The organism is Spirosoma lituiforme (assembly GCF_054776635.1).
Window position 1 is genome coordinate 621,280 of sequence record NZ_BAAHBO010000003.1, and the last position, 16,895, is coordinate 638,174.

General features: G+C 50.4%; 15 protein-coding genes. 8 read left to right on the top strand and 7 right to left on the bottom strand.

Features of this window, described 5'->3' with window-relative positions; genetic code table 11:
* Positions 1-22: 22 nt before the first annotated feature.
* The 3 genes from plsX to ACYU87_RS14980 all read right to left on the bottom strand — a co-directional run bounded on the left by plsX (position 23) and on the right by ACYU87_RS14980 (position 1,985).
* Positions 23-964: a phosphate acyltransferase PlsX gene (gene plsX, locus ACYU87_RS14970; RefSeq protein ID WP_461134871.1), complete on the bottom strand. Its 942-nt coding sequence runs from the start codon at positions 962-964 to the stop codon at positions 23-25.
* 147 nt (positions 965-1,111) lie between these two features.
* Positions 1,112-1,306 (bottom strand): 50S ribosomal protein L32, encoded by a 195-nt coding sequence (rpmF, locus tag ACYU87_RS14975; RefSeq protein WP_012929722.1) that lies wholly within the window; start codon positions 1,304-1,306, stop codon positions 1,112-1,114.
* A gap of 127 nt (positions 1,307-1,433) precedes the next feature.
* Positions 1,434-1,985, bottom strand: a complete 552-nt coding sequence (locus ACYU87_RS14980) for a YceD family protein (RefSeq protein WP_461134872.1) — start codon at positions 1,983-1,985, stop codon at positions 1,434-1,436.
* Between the two features lie 379 nt (positions 1,986-2,364).
* Here ACYU87_RS14980 and ACYU87_RS14985 point away from each other — a divergent pair, with 379 nt between their 5' ends.
* The 4 genes from ACYU87_RS14985 to ACYU87_RS15000 all read left to right on the top strand — a co-directional run bounded on the left by ACYU87_RS14985 (position 2,365) and on the right by ACYU87_RS15000 (position 7,128).
* Positions 2,365-2,574: a hypothetical protein gene (locus ACYU87_RS14985; protein WP_461134873.1), complete on the top strand. Its 210-nt coding sequence runs from the start codon at positions 2,365-2,367 to the stop codon at positions 2,572-2,574.
* Positions 2,575-2,716: 142 nt separating this feature from the next.
* A complete protein-coding gene (locus ACYU87_RS14990) occupies positions 2,717-4,228 on the top strand; it encodes a S41 family peptidase (protein ID WP_461134874.1) in 1,512 nt (503 codons plus the stop codon).
* A gap of 131 nt (positions 4,229-4,359) precedes the next feature.
* Complete coding sequence (locus ACYU87_RS14995) at positions 4,360-4,896, top strand: 3'-5' exonuclease (RefSeq protein ID WP_461134875.1); 537 nt, start codon at positions 4,360-4,362, stop codon at positions 4,894-4,896.
* Positions 4,897-5,022: 126 nt separating this feature from the next.
* Positions 5,023-7,128: a prolyl oligopeptidase family serine peptidase gene (locus ACYU87_RS15000; RefSeq protein ID WP_461134988.1), complete on the top strand. Its 2,106-nt coding sequence runs from the start codon at positions 5,023-5,025 to the stop codon at positions 7,126-7,128.
* Between the two features lie 67 nt (positions 7,129-7,195).
* Here the strand turns inward: ACYU87_RS15000 and ACYU87_RS15005 are convergent, their stop codons facing one another.
* Together ACYU87_RS15005 and msrA are read right to left on the bottom strand one after the other, a co-directional pair.
* The gene (locus tag ACYU87_RS15005; protein ID WP_461134876.1) at positions 7,196-7,717 is read right to left on the bottom strand and encodes a hypothetical protein; all 522 of its coding nucleotides are present in this window, start codon (positions 7,715-7,717) and stop codon (positions 7,196-7,198) included.
* 286 nt (positions 7,718-8,003) lie between these two features.
* Positions 8,004-8,570: a peptide-methionine (S)-S-oxide reductase MsrA gene (gene msrA / locus ACYU87_RS15010; protein WP_461134877.1), complete on the bottom strand. Its 567-nt coding sequence runs from the start codon at positions 8,568-8,570 to the stop codon at positions 8,004-8,006.
* A 126-nt stretch (positions 8,571-8,696) separates the two neighbouring features.
* On the opposite strand from msrA, the gene ACYU87_RS15015 reads away from it, so the two are divergent.
* The 4 genes from ACYU87_RS15015 to ACYU87_RS15030 all read left to right on the top strand — a co-directional run bounded on the left by ACYU87_RS15015 (position 8,697) and on the right by ACYU87_RS15030 (position 14,112).
* Positions 8,697-9,578: a PPK2 family polyphosphate kinase gene (locus ACYU87_RS15015; RefSeq protein WP_461134878.1), complete on the top strand. Its 882-nt coding sequence runs from the start codon at positions 8,697-8,699 to the stop codon at positions 9,576-9,578.
* A gap of 89 nt (positions 9,579-9,667) precedes the next feature.
* On the top strand, positions 9,668-10,549 hold the full coding sequence (locus ACYU87_RS15020) for a PPK2 family polyphosphate kinase (RefSeq protein WP_461134879.1): 882 nt from the start codon (positions 9,668-9,670) through the stop codon (positions 10,547-10,549).
* Between the two features lie 152 nt (positions 10,550-10,701).
* A complete protein-coding gene (locus ACYU87_RS15025) occupies positions 10,702-13,143 on the top strand; it encodes a TonB-dependent receptor (RefSeq protein ID WP_461134880.1) in 2,442 nt (813 codons plus the stop codon).
* Between the two features lie 93 nt (positions 13,144-13,236).
* Positions 13,237-14,112 carry a DUF4249 domain-containing protein gene (locus tag ACYU87_RS15030; protein WP_461134881.1) on the top strand — a complete coding sequence of 292 codons (876 nt, stop codon included), beginning with the start codon at positions 13,237-13,239 and terminating at the stop codon, positions 14,110-14,112.
* A gap of 8 nt (positions 14,113-14,120) precedes the next feature.
* On the opposite strand, the gene ACYU87_RS15035 is transcribed toward ACYU87_RS15030, so the two are convergent.
* The gene (locus tag ACYU87_RS15035) at positions 14,121-15,860 is read right to left on the bottom strand and encodes a GMC oxidoreductase (protein WP_461134882.1); all 1,740 of its coding nucleotides are present in this window, start codon (positions 15,858-15,860) and stop codon (positions 14,121-14,123) included.
* An 89-nt stretch (positions 15,861-15,949) separates the two neighbouring features.
* The gene (locus tag ACYU87_RS15040) at positions 15,950-16,885 is read right to left on the bottom strand and encodes a CPBP family intramembrane glutamic endopeptidase (RefSeq protein ID WP_461134883.1); all 936 of its coding nucleotides are present in this window, start codon (positions 16,883-16,885) and stop codon (positions 15,950-15,952) included.
* Positions 16,886-16,895 lie beyond the last annotated feature (10 nt).

Consider the following 16,895-nt stretch of genomic DNA (forward strand, 5'->3'; position numbering starts at 1 on the left):
GTTCACTGATACGCGTGTCCGCTTAACTGAGTGCCTGTGCAATTTTAGTGTATGCGTCGGACTCAACCTGCCGAATGGCCAGATTAATCATATTTTTGATCGCTAACGGCGATGAAATACCGTGGGCAATAATCACATTTCCGTTGACTCCCAGAATCGGACTTCCCCCAACCGACTCGTAGTTGGTTTTATCCAGAAACTCGTCGCTCATACCTCGTTGGGCAGCCACGGAATAGAACGATTCTCCCAGCTTGAACATGGCGTTGCCAGTAAAGCCATCCGTTATGATAACGTCGGCGTGACCGGCAAAGAAGTCTCCTCCTTCCATATTCCCCACAAAGTTGATTCGGTTATTGTCTTTCAGAAGTTGATGGGCCGCCTGGGCCACCAATGACCCCTTTTGCTCTTCCGAGCCAATATTCATCAGAGCAACACGCGGCTTGGCAATGTTAAACGTCGATTGGGCATAAATGGAGCCGATATGGCCGAACTGAGCCAGCATTTCTGGCTTACAATCGGCATTGGCGCCAATATCGAGCATAACCGCGTATCCACCCGTGAGTTGTGGAACAAACCCGGCAATGCAGGGGCGCAGAATGCCCTCAATCGCTTTTATGCTAAATAAGGCCCCTACGTGCATAGCGCCGGTATTTCCCGCACTACAGAATGCCTGGACTTTACCTTCCTTCAAAAGTTTAAACCCAACCCCGATGCTGGAATTGGGCTTTTGCGAGAGCGCTTTTGTCGGGTGCTCACTCATTTCGATAACGTCGTCGGCATTCACCAGTTCGATGGTAGAAACTGCCTGGCCCCTGTGCTTCTGGATCAATTCCTGCACAACAGCCTCTCTGCCAATCAGTACGATCGTTACATTTTCCGGCAATTCATCAGCGGCCATCAATACTCCTTCAACGATAGCGTCGGGAGCAAAATCGCCACCCATTGCGTCCACTGCAATTTTCATTGACTCCGTTTGTTCAATACCTTCCCAGTTAAGCTGGTTTTCAAACTAAATACGCGTAAAAATAGGGAGGTGGCTGGCAATAAAAAAGTATTTCGCGTTCATCTTCGGAAAGACGTCAACGAAATACTTTTCAGAAATAGGCGAGATTTAGGCTGTTTTGGCGTAATTCTCAATGATCATTTGTCCTTTGTAAAACAGATTGCCTTCAAAGACGTGGGCGTGATGACGCTCGTGTACTTCGCCAGTCTGGGCGTCGGTTGACAGCGCAACAGGCGTAGCCTTGTAGTGCGTTCTGCGCTTATCGCGCCGGGTGCTGGAGTGGCGTCGTTTGGGGTGTGCCATGATTCAGTCTTATAGTTATAAAGTTATATAGTCACCTAGTTTTCGAGCGGGCAGATTGCGCATGGGTCATTACTTGAATACCCACCACGGCGAACCGTTTTACAACCTTGTCACTCTACAACTAAAATTAGTTGTCACTTAGTTTTCGCAAAGCGGCCCAGCGAGGATCAACTTCCGGCCGGTCGTTTGGTTCATCGTCATTTGTTTCAGCAACAGGGCCAGAACTATAAACGAGCTTTCCTTCCTGCTCGTCGTCCTGATCATCCTCGTCCCGGAAGCGAGGATGCAGCCGCTTCATCGGCAATGACAGACTCAGAAACTCAAAAATGTAACGGGCTACGTTGATGGTGGCCGTATTCCGCTCAATGAGCTCAATCTCATCGCTCAATTCTTCATTGTGATCGCCAAATTTTAACAGCATGGTCTGCTGTGTATCCACTGGCTCATCGTATTCATCAAGGCTACGGTCGCAGGTTTGCTCGACTGTGCCAACAATATGGAGGTCCAGACGAATCATCGTCTCCGACTTCTCCAGGACCACGTGGGTCTTCACCTGTCCCGCTTTGATCAAATCCTGTTCAAGCGCGGCAAAAAACGAATCGTCCGATGTGAAATCGTACTCGTACCGTTTATTGTCAAGACCAATGATATGGATGTCGTATGCGCGTAATGTATTCACCTCGTATCTCCTCCACTCCGGCAGCCCGGCTCAAAAATAAGACCGCAAAGGTACGAAACGTTTGTTAATCAGGAAAGTGCTAACCAAAAAAAGGTTTCTGCTAATTGATGCGTGTCCTCAACAAGGTATTAAATCAGGGGGCTTTCCGAGAAGGGCCTTCTTCTCCCAGTACTAGCCATCGCATTCGTCTGCTGGGGCGGGCCAAGCTTCTGCGTTTGCGCGAGTGCGCTTGTATCTCATTTCTTCCGGGAAACGGCTATCCTGTACCAGTTGATTGGGGCGGGCAGTAGGGTATCGGGAGTTATACGAATTACGATTCGAAGTTAACCATCTCATTACCTCAGACGTTATCGTTACCAGACCAATTTAGCATACGACTATGGCACACTATCAACTTGTCGAGAAACACTCGATTGAACACCACAACGAATACTACGAAGTGCGGACAACGCAAGCAGACGAACAGACTAAAAGCCTATTTTTCAGCACGAATGAAGAAAATCTGGAAGAAGTCGCAGCGGCCATCGTTGCCGATCATCTGCCGGGTGTTAAACAATGGACGGTCATTCCGCACCGTAAAGATGATTAAACCAGATGCGTCGGGTGTACCGTTACCAAAACTTTAACGAAGTATTAAACATTTTTTGTTGATTATAGTTGCGCTAAACTTTATATTCACGAAACGAATAATGGATACCCCATAGAGGTAATTCCTACCGTAACGTGAAACGATGAAGATTAAGGCAACACTGCGTCTAGTAAGTTTAATTATTAGCTTAAGTTACCAGATTTCGTTGGCTCAGGTTCTCACACCGGCCCAAACTCGTGCTGATTTAAGCTATCTCAAACGAAAACTCGATCTACTCCATCCGGGTATGGGTTATTACACGCCCCAGGCCCGGATGGAGCAGTTATACGACTCGCTGTATAACCACCTGAACTCGCCTACCGACTACCTGTCGTTTTACCACCATGTCAGCCCATTGGTATCCGCCCTTAAGGATGGCCATACCAATCTGAACCACCGTAAAAACTACATTGGTAAATCGACCCGGTTCATACCTTTCTACATTCGGCTGGTCGAATCGCAGTACTTCATCAGCCATAACGTATCGTCGGATACCACGCTTCTACGGGGAACTGAGCTACTGACCATCAATAACCGGCCGGTTGCCGATGTGCATGATGAACTGATGAACGCTGATCACTCCGGCTCCGATGGCGACAATCTCACCGGGCGCAGGCAGTGGAGCATGGTACAATTTGCCGACTATTATGCCGCCTGGTTTGGTTCAGCAGATTCCATCAACATCACGTATCGGCTCACGGGCGATTCGCTTGTCCGGCAGGCGCGGTTACGCTGCCTGACCCTGGATAGTTTTCGGAGCAGAATACAGCGCCGGTATGGTATCGAACTTGACAGACGCCCGAATCTGTCGGTGCGTATGGTCGATACGCTTACGCATACGGCGGTCCTGCGCGTCTCGACGTTCATGGGCACCAAGAAAAAAGACTTCTTTCAGTGGGGATTCAATCGGCGGCTGAAGCGGGCCTTCAAACAAATACGCCAGGAGAACGTCCAGAATCTGGTCATTGATATGCAGGGCAATGGCGGAGGAATTGTGCTGAACTCGGCCCGGTTGTTACGCTACTGGATGCCCAAATCGTTCCGGATTATGGACCATGAAGAAATGAAGCGGGCCGCCCGCACGGAACTCGTTACGCGCTGGAATCCTTTCTCAGCCCTCAATTTCAGTCTGCAATACCGTACGGACAACAATGGTGGGTTTGCCAGCCGTTCGGCCAACCGGCGCTTTCGTCCCCGGCATCGGGATTCGTTTTCCGGCAATTTGTATTTTCTAGTCAACGGCGCGTCGTTCTCGGCGACAACAACCGTACTGGCCAAAACGCTCGATGCGGGATTAGGCACGTATGTTGGCGAAGCGAGTGGTAGTGCCTATTGGGGCGATTTTGCGGGTCATTTCAAATCAATTACCCTGCCCAATTCCCGGCTTCAGGTACGTATTCCGCTCAAGAAACTAACCCATGCTGTTGAGACGGAGAAAGCCAACGGCTTCACGGTTGAACCGGATTTTGTTGTTACGCGCAGTTTTGATGACCTGATGAACAACCGGGATTACATACTGGATTATACGCTTCGGCTCATTCGGGAGGGCGTTGTGGTTCGGCCATGTGTTGACAAACAGCCTATTCGAAACCGGGCGTTGCAGGCTTCGCGGTAAAACCGTACCTTTATCATGTATTCGGTTCATGGTTTACAACGCTCAGTACAAACCAAAAGACCCGCGAATGCCTGAGGCCATTTGCGACCCAGTACTGAGATTAGCGAGCCCCGGCCGCAAATTTCTTATGTGTGTATTGCATCGTTGACGTTGAAACTACGGGGGGTGTAAAAGGCCCGACCCGACTTACCGAAATTGCCATCTTTCGCCACGACGGGCAGCAGGTTGTTGATTCGTTTCATTCCTTGTTGAACCCGGAATGCCCAATTCCACCGTTTATCCGGCACCTGACGGGTATCTCTAACGAAATGGTGCAGGACGCGCCCACGTTTGCCGAAGTCGCCAATGATGTGCTGAACATTACCCGAGATGCCATTTTTGTGGCCCACAATGTTGGCTTCGATTTTGGCTTCATTCAGAAGGAGTTGAATTGGCTAGGTCACGACTACCTGCGACGGACCCTGTGTACGGTTCGGACGAGCCGGAAGCTGTTGCCGGGTTACCCTTCCTATAGTTTGGGCAAGCTTTGCCGATCCCTCGACATTCCGCTGAGTGGGCGCCACCGCGCTCAGGGTGACGCGGCCGCTACGGTTTTGCTGTTCGAGATGCTGTTGCGCCACGATTCGAACGGGCTGATTCCGCGGATCAATCTTGAGTACACGCGCTAACGGACTAATAAACTACCCGTTCGGATATAGACGTCGTACCCGTTCCGAACGGCACTTGGCAACGCCTTTCATCCTCACGTTAATCACCAATGTATGCGCTTTTTCAACTTCATCCGTTTCTCCCTTATGTTGAGTTCGTCTGTTGCCCTGGGCCAGTCGTCAAGTCCCATAACGTACCCGGTTGCCCGCAAAACGGATCAGGTCGATAACTACCACGGCACCCAGGTGCCTGACCCCTATCGCTGGATGGAGGATGATCGCTCTACCGAAACCGCCGATTGGGTCAAAGCCGAAAATAAAGTCACGTTCGATTACCTGGCGCAAATTCCTTACCGCAAACAGTTTCAGGATCGGCTCGAACAGGTCTATAACTACCCGAAATACTCGGCCCCCAGCCGCAAAGGCGAGTGGTTTTATTTCTCGAAGAACGACGGTCTACAAAACCAGGCAGTGCTGTATCGCCAGAAAGGCCTTAATGGAAAGCCCGAGCTCGTCATCGACCCGAATAAGTTATCGACGGATGGCACAACGCGTTTAGGTGCTTTTTCGCTCTCGAAAGATGGCAAGTATGCCGTTGTCGGTTTATCGAAAGGGGGCTCCGACTGGCAGGAATACCAGATTATGGAACTAGCGACCAAAACGTATTTACCCGACAAAATTGACTGGGTAAAAGTATCGGGAGCCGCCTGGCAAGGCGACGGTTTCTACTATAGCCGCTATCCAAAGCCCGAAGGCAGCGCACTGGCCGCGAAAAATGAGAACCATCAGGTGTTTTTTCATAAGCTGAACACGCCCCAATCGGCCGACCGGCTGGTGTACGAAGACGCCAAGCACCCGCAGCGCTTTCACATTGTCAGTACCACCGACGATGAGCGCTTTGCCTTGTTGTCGATCAGCGACCGGGGCCAGGGAAAAGATGGAAACTCCCTGTTATTTATCGACGCTACCTCTCCGCAAAAAACCTTTACCCCGGTTGTGGCGGAGATTACTGACTTCAGTTATGGTGTGGTTGACAACGACGGTGACCGGCTCCTGATTCTGACAAACGAGAAAGCCCCTAATAGCAAAGTCGTGGCATTCGACACGAAAAAGAAAGCGTTTTCAACCCTGATTCCCGAAAAGCCGGAGCCCATTGCTGAAGGAAGCGTGAGTGCTGCCGGTGGTAAGCTGTTTGTCGAATACGCCAAGGACGTAACGTCCAAGGTCGAGATTTTCAATTATGCCGGGAAGTCGGAGGGTGAGGTCAAACTACCGGCTATTGGTTCGGCAGGCGGGTTCGGGGGCGAAAAAGACGACAAGTTCGTTTTCTACACGTTTACGTCGTTTACCTTCCCGCCAACCATTTACCGGTACGACATTGCGACACACAAAAGCACCGTTTTTCGCGCTCCCGAAGTCGATTTCAACCCATCTGACTACGAAACCAAGCAGGTATTCTACACCAGCAAAGACGGAACGAAGGTGCCTATGTTTCTGACGTACCGGAAGGGGTTAAAACTCGATGGCACCAATCCAACCTTGCTTTATGGGTACGGTGGCTTCAATGTTAGCCTCCCTCCTTCGTTCAGTCCGTTTCGGATTCCATTTCTGGAGCAGGGGGGTGTCTATGCGCAGGCCAATCTGCGGGGTGGTAGCGAGTACGGCGAGAAGTGGCACGAGCAAGGTATGAAACTCAAAAAGCAGAATGTTTTTGATGATTTTATTGCCGCGGCCGAATACCTGATCGCTCAGAAATACACGAGTCCAGCCAAGCTGGCTGTTCAGGGTGGATCGAATGGAGGTTTGCTGGTTGGCGCCGTTATGAATCAACGTCCCGACCTGTTTCGGGTAGTGATTCCGCAGGTGGGCGTGATGGATATGCTGCGGTTCCACAAGTTTACGATTGGCTGGAACTGGATCGCCGATTACGGCAGCAGCGACAATGCCGACGAATTTAAGGCGCTTTATGCCTACTCACCCGTTCACAACATCAGGACTGGCATTAACTACCCGGCTACCCTGATCACTACCGCCGACCATGATGACCGGGTTGTACCTGCTCACTCGTTCAAATACGCGGCTACGTTACAGGAAATGTATAAAGGCACGAATCCGGTACTGATTCGGATCGACACGAATTCCGGCCACGGAGCCAGCAATACTAAAAAGAACATCGAAACAGCCGCCGATATCTACTCGTTTATTCTCTGGAACATGGGCATCAAGAGTTTGAAGGAAGTAGCGAGCAAGTAACTTCACTTAGTAAAACAAAAAATGGCTTCCTGATAATCAGGAAGCCATTTTTTGTTTTACTAGTTAATTATAGTTTGAACGTTACGCCTAGTCTTAACGGCGAAACATCGGTAGTCAATTCGGCAAATCCTCCTACTTTTTCGCTGAAGAAATAACGACCACCCAAATGAATAGGAACAATGATTGCACCAGTTCCACCATAGTAGTAGGTACCAGAAATACCTTGGTATCCTAACCCGATACCTGCATACAAATCTGCCTTGTCAGTTCCTAGATTCAGCAACTCGTTGAAGTGGTACGAACCCCGTGCACCCAGGTAATAGTACGAAACTCCATCTCCGCCAAGGCCACTGAAGCTCAACCGGCGGTAATCAGCGAAACCGCCAACGGTAATATTCTTCACAACGCCTACCTCAAAAGATGCACCGAATGATACACTTGAGCTATACCCTACTCCAAAGCCATAGCCACCAACGCCAATGCCAACGTTTAACAGCTTAGACCCTTTATCTGGAATGTATTGTGCAAACGACTGTGTTCCGGCCAGCAATCCAAGAACGAGTAAAATAGAAAAGTGAAATTTTTTCATGTGACGAAACTGATTTATGTTAAAACCTGCGACAAAGTAAAGGCGAATCTGCGGGGTCAGCAAGTAAAAAAAATACCCACTTATTAATCGGTCGTTTGTTTATTCGAATAAGAAATGGTTTCTCCTATAAACTATACACCTGTATTAGAGCAATATACAGCACATAAATCGTTTGCTTACGGGAGCCATATTTACCACACTTTTTCCGTTCAGCACAACAAGTAAAAGAGACAACCCAAAGCGAGTTGTCTCTTTTACTTGCACTACTAGGTGGCTAATCTGATAGCTAGTTCGCCATTTCGGGCTTCAATTTCTCTTTGAACACTTTTTTAAACTTGTCCATTTTGGGCGCAATCACGAAAGCGCAATAACCCTGGTTCGGATTATTGGCAAAATAACTCTGGTGATAGGCTTCGGCTTCGTAGAATGTTTCGGCGGGGCTGATCTCGGTCACAATCGGACGACTGTAGGCACCCGCTTTATCTAATTCCGCTTTGGCTGCTTCGGCCAGTTGCTTCTGCTCATCATCGTGATAAAAAATCACCGACCGATACTGCGTACCAACATCTTCGCCCTGACGGTTAAGCGACGTTGGGTCATGACCACGGAAGAAGGCCTCTAGAAGTTCCTGATAGGTTATTTTAGCCGGGTCGTAGGTAACTTCAACGCACTCTGCGTGGCCGGTAGTACCGGTACACACGTCTTTATACGTGGGATTTGGCTTTTGGCCCCCCTCGTAGCCGGAGACAGCGCCAAATACGCCGTCGAGCGATTCATACAGGGCTTCCGTACACCAGAAACAACCCGTTCCAAAAGTCGCTTTGGCCAGATTGGCCGATTGATTTGTGGTCATAAATCGTGTTTTTATAAACCCGTAAGCTTAGCACTAAGGGGATTCTCAAACCTTATAGGCTTAATCAGGTTAATTTTCCTGATTGTTTAACATAACTGTCAAGCGTAAAGTTTACGCCCCCCGCCCGTGAAAGACTTCGATACTGACCGTTTCCGCTACGATGGCGACAAGCCATTTAAACTGAAGAAAGCACCCACCAAAATAGACGATCTCTACGAAGACGATGACCATTATGAGGCCCTGCTTCGGCAACAGGCCGCTGAGATCGATAAGTGGCAGGAACGCATGTTTTCGCACAATCGGTTTGGCTTGTTACTAATTTTTCAGGCCCTCGATGCGGCCGGGAAAGACGGTACCATTCAGCACGTATTTACCGGTACCAATCCGACGGGTGTGCGGGTCAGTTCCTTTAAACGACCTACTGATCAGGAACTGGACCACGATTTTTTATGGCGCAGCTGGCGCGAATTACCCGAACGCGGTACCATCGGCATTTTCAATCGGTCGTATTACGAAGAAGTGCTGGTAACCAAAGTTCACCCCGAGATCCTGACAAAAAGCCAGCGGCTGCCCGAAAAAACAACGGATGATCTGAATAAGCTGTTCAAACATCGCTTCGAGGCTATCCGGGATATGGAGACATTCCTGTTCCGCAATGGTTTCCCCACGATCAAGTTCTACCTGCACGTCTCCAAAAAAGAACAGGGCGAACGACTGATTGCCCGGATCAAGGATGCGGAGAAGAACTGGAAGTTTGACGAAGGTGATGTGAAAGAACGTGAATTCTGGGACGATTATCAGGATGCCTACGAAACCTGCATCAGCGAAACCACCACCAAAAAAGCACCCTGGTACGTGGTTCCAGCCGATGACAAAAAGAATATGCGCTTGCTGGTGGGCCGGATCATCATCGAAGAACTCAAAAAATTACCCATCGCCGAACCCGAACCCAATAATGAGCGCTTTGACGCCTTACAGAAACTGATTCCGGTTATTGAAGCACAATAGTAGCGCGGCCAATCTGTCATTCCTGCAGCAAAGCCGCCATTTTAGTTTACTCTGCGGCTTCTCTGGAATGGGTTCAGCCATGTTACGTTATGAAAAAAATAAACACGAAAGATTTCCGGTACGACGGCAAACGGCCGTTTTTGGATAAGGAAACGGCCACCGTCACCACTCCCTTTTATACGGACGAAGCCGATCAGCGCAAGCAACTGGATGCGCTGGCCGATCGTATGGATCAGGCACAAAACATAATGCACGCCGACGAGCACTATGGGTTGCTGGTCGTTTTTCAGGCCATGGATGCCGCCGGAAAAGACAGTAGCATCCGGCGGATATTCAACGGCGTCAATCCATCCCGTTTTCAGATAGCGCCGTTCAAGAAACCGGAAAAAGAAGATTTAAAACATGATTTCCTGTGGCGCTTCTGGCAGAAATTACCCGAGCGGGGCAACATTGGCGTTTTCAACCGCTCCTATTACGAAGAAGTGCTTGTTCTGCGCGTGCATCCCGAACAGCTCAAAAAGCAATCCATTCCCGAAGATCTCTTGCCAACTGATGAAGACACGCTCTGGAAACAGCGTTTTGGGGATATTGTCCATTTTGAGGATTATCTGTTCCGAAATGGCTTTCCTGTCGTGAAATTTTACCTGCATGTCGAACAAAAAGAGCAGGGCAAACGACTCGTGGCCCGGCTGGAAGACACGGAGAAACAATGGAAATTAAGTCCGAGTGACCTGGAAGAGCGGGCATTCTGGCCCCAGTATATGCAGGCTTACGAAGATACCATCAACGCAACCGCTACCAAACAAAACCCCTGGTACGTGATTCCAAGCGACGACCGGGTTAATCAACAGTTGATCATCGCGACGATTTTGACCGAAATTCTTGAATCGTTGCCGGTAAAATTCCCGGAAACAGATGATAAGGAAGCCAAGAAGCTGATCCGGCAGATAAAGAAACAGGATAGCCAGTAACATCTTCGTTGGTTTTTTCAGCACAGCCTGCCGTTCACCCGCTCATTTGGTGACTTCATCTATTTTTTGCCCGAGCTTACTATAGCTGAACGTACTTTTGCGTTAGCAACCCGAACTGCCATCGGTAACATGGCTGGTTTATTGATAACGCAATGAAACAACGAATACCCTTTTGGCTATGTGGCCTTCTTATATACCTGATGCCCCTGCAAGCCGTAAAGGCCCAGGAATCGCTTAATGCCAAGGGCAGTACGCCTGAGCGAGGAACGCGAGCAGCGGGCCTGACCATCAGCGGGTACATCAAAGATGCGGGTAACGGAGAAGGCTTGATTGGCGTCTCGGTTTACGTCAAAGAAACCGGTACAGGAGCCGTAACCAACAGTTACGGCTTCTACGCCGTTACGCTGCAACCCGGAAACTATAACCTGGTTATCAGCTATGTTGGCTACGAAAAGCAGAACAGAACGATCAATCTGACCAATCAAAACGTGCGGCTCGATCTTGAGCTGGGCCAGGAAGGCAAACAGCTTCAGGAAGTTGTCGTGTCGACGACGCGCGATGATGACAATGTGAAAAACATTGAAATGAGCGTCAACAGGATTGACGTAAAGACGCTGCAACGGATTCCGGCACTGCTTGGCGAAGTCGATGTGATTCGCAGTATTCAACTCCTGCCCGGTGTATCGACCGTGGGCGAAGGAGCTACAGGCTTCAACGTGCGCGGGGGCAGTATCGACCAGAATCTGGTCCTGCTCGATGAAGCGCCGGTCTATAACTCATCCCACTTATTTGGCTTCTTTTCGGTGTTCAATCCCGACGCGGTTAAGGATGTGAAGCTGATAAAAGGCGGTATTCCAGCCAATTACGGCGGGCGAATCTCGTCCATTCTGGATGTACGCTTAAAGGAAGGCAATGCCAAGAAGCCCGAACTGAATGGCGGTATTGGGCTTATTTTCAGTCGATTGTCTTACGAGCGCCCTTTGTTCAAGGGCAAAGGTTCATTTATTGTAGCGGCCCGGCGCTCCTATGCCGATGTACTGGCGCAACCTTTCCTGACGGGTGATCTGAAAGGCGCAAAATTCTATTTCTACGACCTTACAGCGAAAGCTAATTACCACATCAACGACAAGAACACAGTGTTTTTATCGGGCTATCTGGGCCGCGATGTATTCGGGTCTGACTTCGGTTTCAACTGGGGCAATACAACCCTGTCGGCCCGGTGGAATCACGTATTCAGCGACCGGCTGTTCCTGAACACCACCGCCTACTACAGCAATTATGATTACTCCCTGAATTCGGACCTGAAGCAGAAACGGCCCAACGACTTTTTCCGGACAGATTCCCGCATTGTCGATTACAGCCTAAAACCTGATTTCTCGCTGTTTCTGGGCAAAAACACGATTTCGTTCGGCGGGCAGGCCATTGTTCATGACTTTCAGCCGGGTCTGGCTACAGCGGCCAGTTCAGGTAGCGTTCGTACGTTTGGCATCGCCAATAAGCACGCGCTCGAAGCGGCCTTGTACATCGGTAACGAACAGCAGCTCAACCCCAAACTACAACTCCAGTATGGGCTTCGGTATTCGTTGTTCAATTACGTAGGACCGGGCGAAGCGTATGCCTTTCAAACCGATGTACCACTGGGCACCCGTCGCGAGGTGATTACGACAGTGGCCTACCGGGATGGCGATGTGATCAAAACCTACGGCAACTGGGAACCCCGCTTTTCGGCAAAATACGACCTCACTAGCAACAGTTCGCTTAAGTTCAGCTACAACCGGCTGGCGCAGTATATTCACCTGATTTCGAACACAACAGCCTCAACTCCACTGGACATCTGGACACCGTCGACCAACAACATCAGGCCGCAGGTGGGTGATCAGGTAGCGGGCGGGTACTTCAAAAACTTTGGCCGATCGAACGGGGCGGCCAAAGTTTTTGAAGCATCGGTTGAAGTCTATTACAAATGGCTTCAGAACCAGATCGATTACATAGACGGGGCCAGCCTGATTCTGAACAAGTATCTGGAGGGCGATCTGTTGAGCGGGAAAGGGCGTGCCTACGGGGCCGAATTTTTCGTTAAACGGAATACCGGCGTTGTGAATGGCTGGATCAGCTACACGCTGGCAAAAACCGAACGGCAGGTAAACGGCATCAATAACAACAACTGGTACCCCACGCGTTTCGACAAACGGCATACCCTGACATCGGTGCTTTTGTTTGATCCACCGCAGGCCAAACGATGGAGTTTCTCGGCCACGTTTACGCTGGCCAGTGGTACACCCGCCACGTTCCCGACGAACCGATTTGAGTATGAAGGATTTGTAGTGCCCCTGAATACTGAGAATACCCGAAATAACTACCGGATTCCCGCCTACCACCGGCTCGATCTGGCGGCCACGCTGCAGGGACGCAAACGACCCGGCAAACGGAAGGAAGATAACTGGGTGTTCTCGGTGTACAACGTGTACGCTCGCAAAAACCCATTTTCGGTTTATTTCCAGCCCAACACCGATAATCCCCGGGTTACGGAAGCGATTCGTTACTCCGTCTTTGCCACGTTGATTCCATCGGTTACTTATAACTTTAAATTCTAGTACCACCGGCCTCCGGGCTGATCTGGTCGTCCATCAACAGTCGCTCCGGCAGGGCGGTCTAACAGCATGAACTCAATACGTTTTTTCTTCATCATGGCAGCAGCGGTTTTGGTCCTGAACAGTTGCACTACAGTAATCGACGCCAAACTCGATACGGGCCCGATTCAGCTATCAGTCGATGGAACACTGACTGATGTGCCCGGTCAGCAGACGATTCGACTTACCCGGACAGCCGCCTATTTTGATAACGGCCAGCCTACGCCAGCGACCAGCGCAACGGTGTCGGTGTCGGATAATGCCGGAAAGACGTATTCCTTTTCAGATCCGGATAACGATGGCTATTATGTTTGGCAGCCAACGGGTGAAGACACGCTGGGGCACATCGGGCGGACCTACCAGCTTACGATAGCTTATCAGGGCGATACGTACAGGGCCAGTTCAACATTGAATCGCCTACCCCCTGTCGACTCGATCATTTTTGTGAAACGGAAGCTTAACCCTCTCTCGAAAACCGAAGGCTACCGGGCCGAATTCTATGCGGTCGATATTGCCGGTGGCGTTGACTATTACCGAGTCCGTTTCTTCAGAAATGGCCAGTTACAGAATAAGCCTACCAATATCATTACGTCTCAGGACGGTGGGTTTCGGGGCTCCAACACGGTAACTGACGGCCTGACCTTTATTGCGCCCATCCGGCGGTCGGTTAACCCGGATAGCCTATACGCCCTGAACGATGTTGTCAAAGTAGAGCTCCAGTCGCTCACGAGCGACGCTTTCGATTTCTGGCAATCACTGCGCACCCAGATCACGAACGGGGGGTTATTTGCCACGCCCGCCGTCAATGTGCCGACCAATATCATCAATACCAGCGCTACCGGACGTAAAGCAACGGGCTTTTTCATTACATCAGCCGTTCGCAGCAAAACGGCATCAGTTGTCGAGGCTAACATTCGCGTACGGGCAGACTAGTCAGTCAGCTACCGCTTCAGATCGCCCCGTTTCAGGGCTTTTACCGCATAATCGGCGGCACGGGCCGACAGTGCCATGTACGTAAGCGACGGGTTCTGACAGGGCGACGACGTCATGGATGCTCCATCGGTACAGAATACGTTTTTCACCACATGGTGCTGATTGAACTTGTTGAAGACCGAGTTTTGGGGCGATGTACCCATACGAGCGGTACCCATTTCGTGAATACTCAGACCGGGGTGTGCCTGCGCATCGAACCCATTGATATTCGAAAAACCGGCTTTTTCCAGCATCTGAACGGCCTGCTCGCGCGCATCTTTCCGCATGAGCGCTTCGTTTTCCCGGTAATGAACATCCATTTTCAAAACGGGCTGCCCCCACTTATCCTTGACGTCGCTGGTTAGATACACCCGATTATCTTCGTAGGGCATGCACTCGCCAAACGCATCCAGCGTGATTTTCCAGTTACCAAACTGGGTAGCCTTCTCTTTAAAGTCAGCCCCAAATCCTTCTTTGTGGAGAGCATGATCCCAGTTTTCCCGGCTTGTATACACCTCGAAACCATAGCCTCGTTTGAACGCCTGTTTTTCCTGACCCTGCACATTTCGGAAACGCGGAATATACAGACCTGCCGGATGCCGACCGTAGTAATATTTATCCAGATCATGCTCGTAATCCGCGGTAGCGCCGACATGGAAATGGTGATCCATCAGGTTACGTCCCAACTGCCCGCTGTCGTCCATGCCCTTGGGGAAGCGATTCGACGTAGAGTTCATCAGAATATACGTCGATCCTAAGGCCGACGCATTCAGAAAAATGATACTGGCCTGAAACTCGTGCCACTGGTGCGTCTGCTCATCAATTACCCGAACACCCGTTGCCCGGCCCGTCTTTTCATCATAGATAATTGAGTTGACAATGGAGTGCGGCCGCACCGTAAGTCGCTTTGTTCGGCGGGCCGCTGGTAATGTGGCCGACTGGGTGCTGAAATAGGCGCCATAAGGACAGCCGCGCATACACAGGTTTCGGTACTGGCACTTGGCGCGGCCCAGGTTCATCTGCTCCTGCGTGGGTGCCGTCAGGTGGGCGGCCCGCGCCGAAATCACCTTGCGGTCGGGAAAATCAGCATTCGTACTTTGCCGGAAATGCGCTTCCACGCAGTTATCGGGCATGGCGGGTTGAAATTGGCCATCGGGCAGATGCGGCAGCCCGTCACGATCGCCGGCAATACCGGCAAACTTTTCGACGTAATCGTACCAGGGCGCAATGTCTTTGTAGCGAATCGGCCAGTCGGTAGCAATACCTTCTTTGGCATTGGCTTCGAAATCGAGGTCCGAGAAACGGAATGAATACCGGCCCCACATCAGCGATTTGCCCCCAACGTGGTACCCACGAATCCAGTCGAATGGTTTTTCTTCGACGTATGGATTCTCCAGGTCGTTCACAAAATGCTGGTGCGTAGCCTCGGTAATAGTAAAACCCGTTCGGTTTTGCACGGGATACTGCTTCACAATATCGAGTGGCACAGCCTGGTTGTGGTGCGCAAAATCCCACGGATTCATCATGGCTGTGTGGTAGTCCGTAACGTGTTCAATCATGCGACCACGTTCCAGCAAGAGCACATTCAGGCCTTTCTCACACAACTCCTTTGCCGACCAGCCTCCGCTAATGCCCGACCCCACAACAATGGCATCAAATTTTTTGCCCGGCGGAATGGCAGGCGAAGCGGAGGTCTTTCTGAAATTCATGAGTTAGTAGTTAGTGAGCTTACGAAAATGGATTAGCCCTGGCTCCCTTAAAACGATATAGCGTTGACCAAAAATACAAAAATATAGCCTTACCGGCCTACTCCTTGCAGAAAAGCGGCAAGCTCCATCCCCCACGCAATGCCGATGTGAATGAGCAATCCGCCCCAGATACTGCGGGTACTGAGTGCCAGAACGCCCAATAGGTAGCCACCGAACAGCGAAGAAATCGTTTCGCCTACAGGGCGACCAAAATGAACCGTACAGTACCAGACAACCATGGGCAACACGGCCCCGCGGCCTAACACCTGGCTCATTCCAATGACGAGAAAGCCCCGGAAGATTAATTCGGTAGGGACAAAATCCCAGCCGTAGCAGAGTTCATAAAGAAGTGCGGTCACCCACTCGGGTACACCAAAAAACTCGTTGGCGTTTGTGTCCCGGTACGTCGGGTATGATTGCAGAAAATCGGGTTGAAAGGACGCCAGCGTTATGAGCGGAATCATTAGCCCCAGCAGAATCGCATACAGCACCAGCCCCTTCCTTTTTGGTGCCATGCCATAAAAGTTATTAACATAGGGGTCTACGAACGTATAGAATAGATAAAGCGGCAGGACAATGGTTAGTACCGACTGTAAGTTATGCAGACAGTAGTAGGCAAAAACGTAAATCTGCCCATCGAACAGTTGTCGGCTCCAGGCACTATGGGCGTAAAAACCCGCGTAGATCGAATAACAGATCAGGGCCGTTCCACTCCGCAGCCAGAAGTCACGGTTGCGCCAGACATCGGGCCGTTTGTGAAAATAGGTCCAGAGCCAAACGCTGCCATAATAGGCAGTAGCGTACAGGCAAAAGTACAGAAATGGCCAGATGGGTTTCCCTTGGTAGGCATCGATGTACGAATCTTCTAGGTCAACGTAATAATTAACCGCGATGAGCAAAGTCACCCACAGCGCCGTGGCCCCATAAAGATCAGGCCGGAAGTCGGCACGAAGATGGATGCGCAAATCGCGCCATAGGGTTTTCACGTAAAAGCTA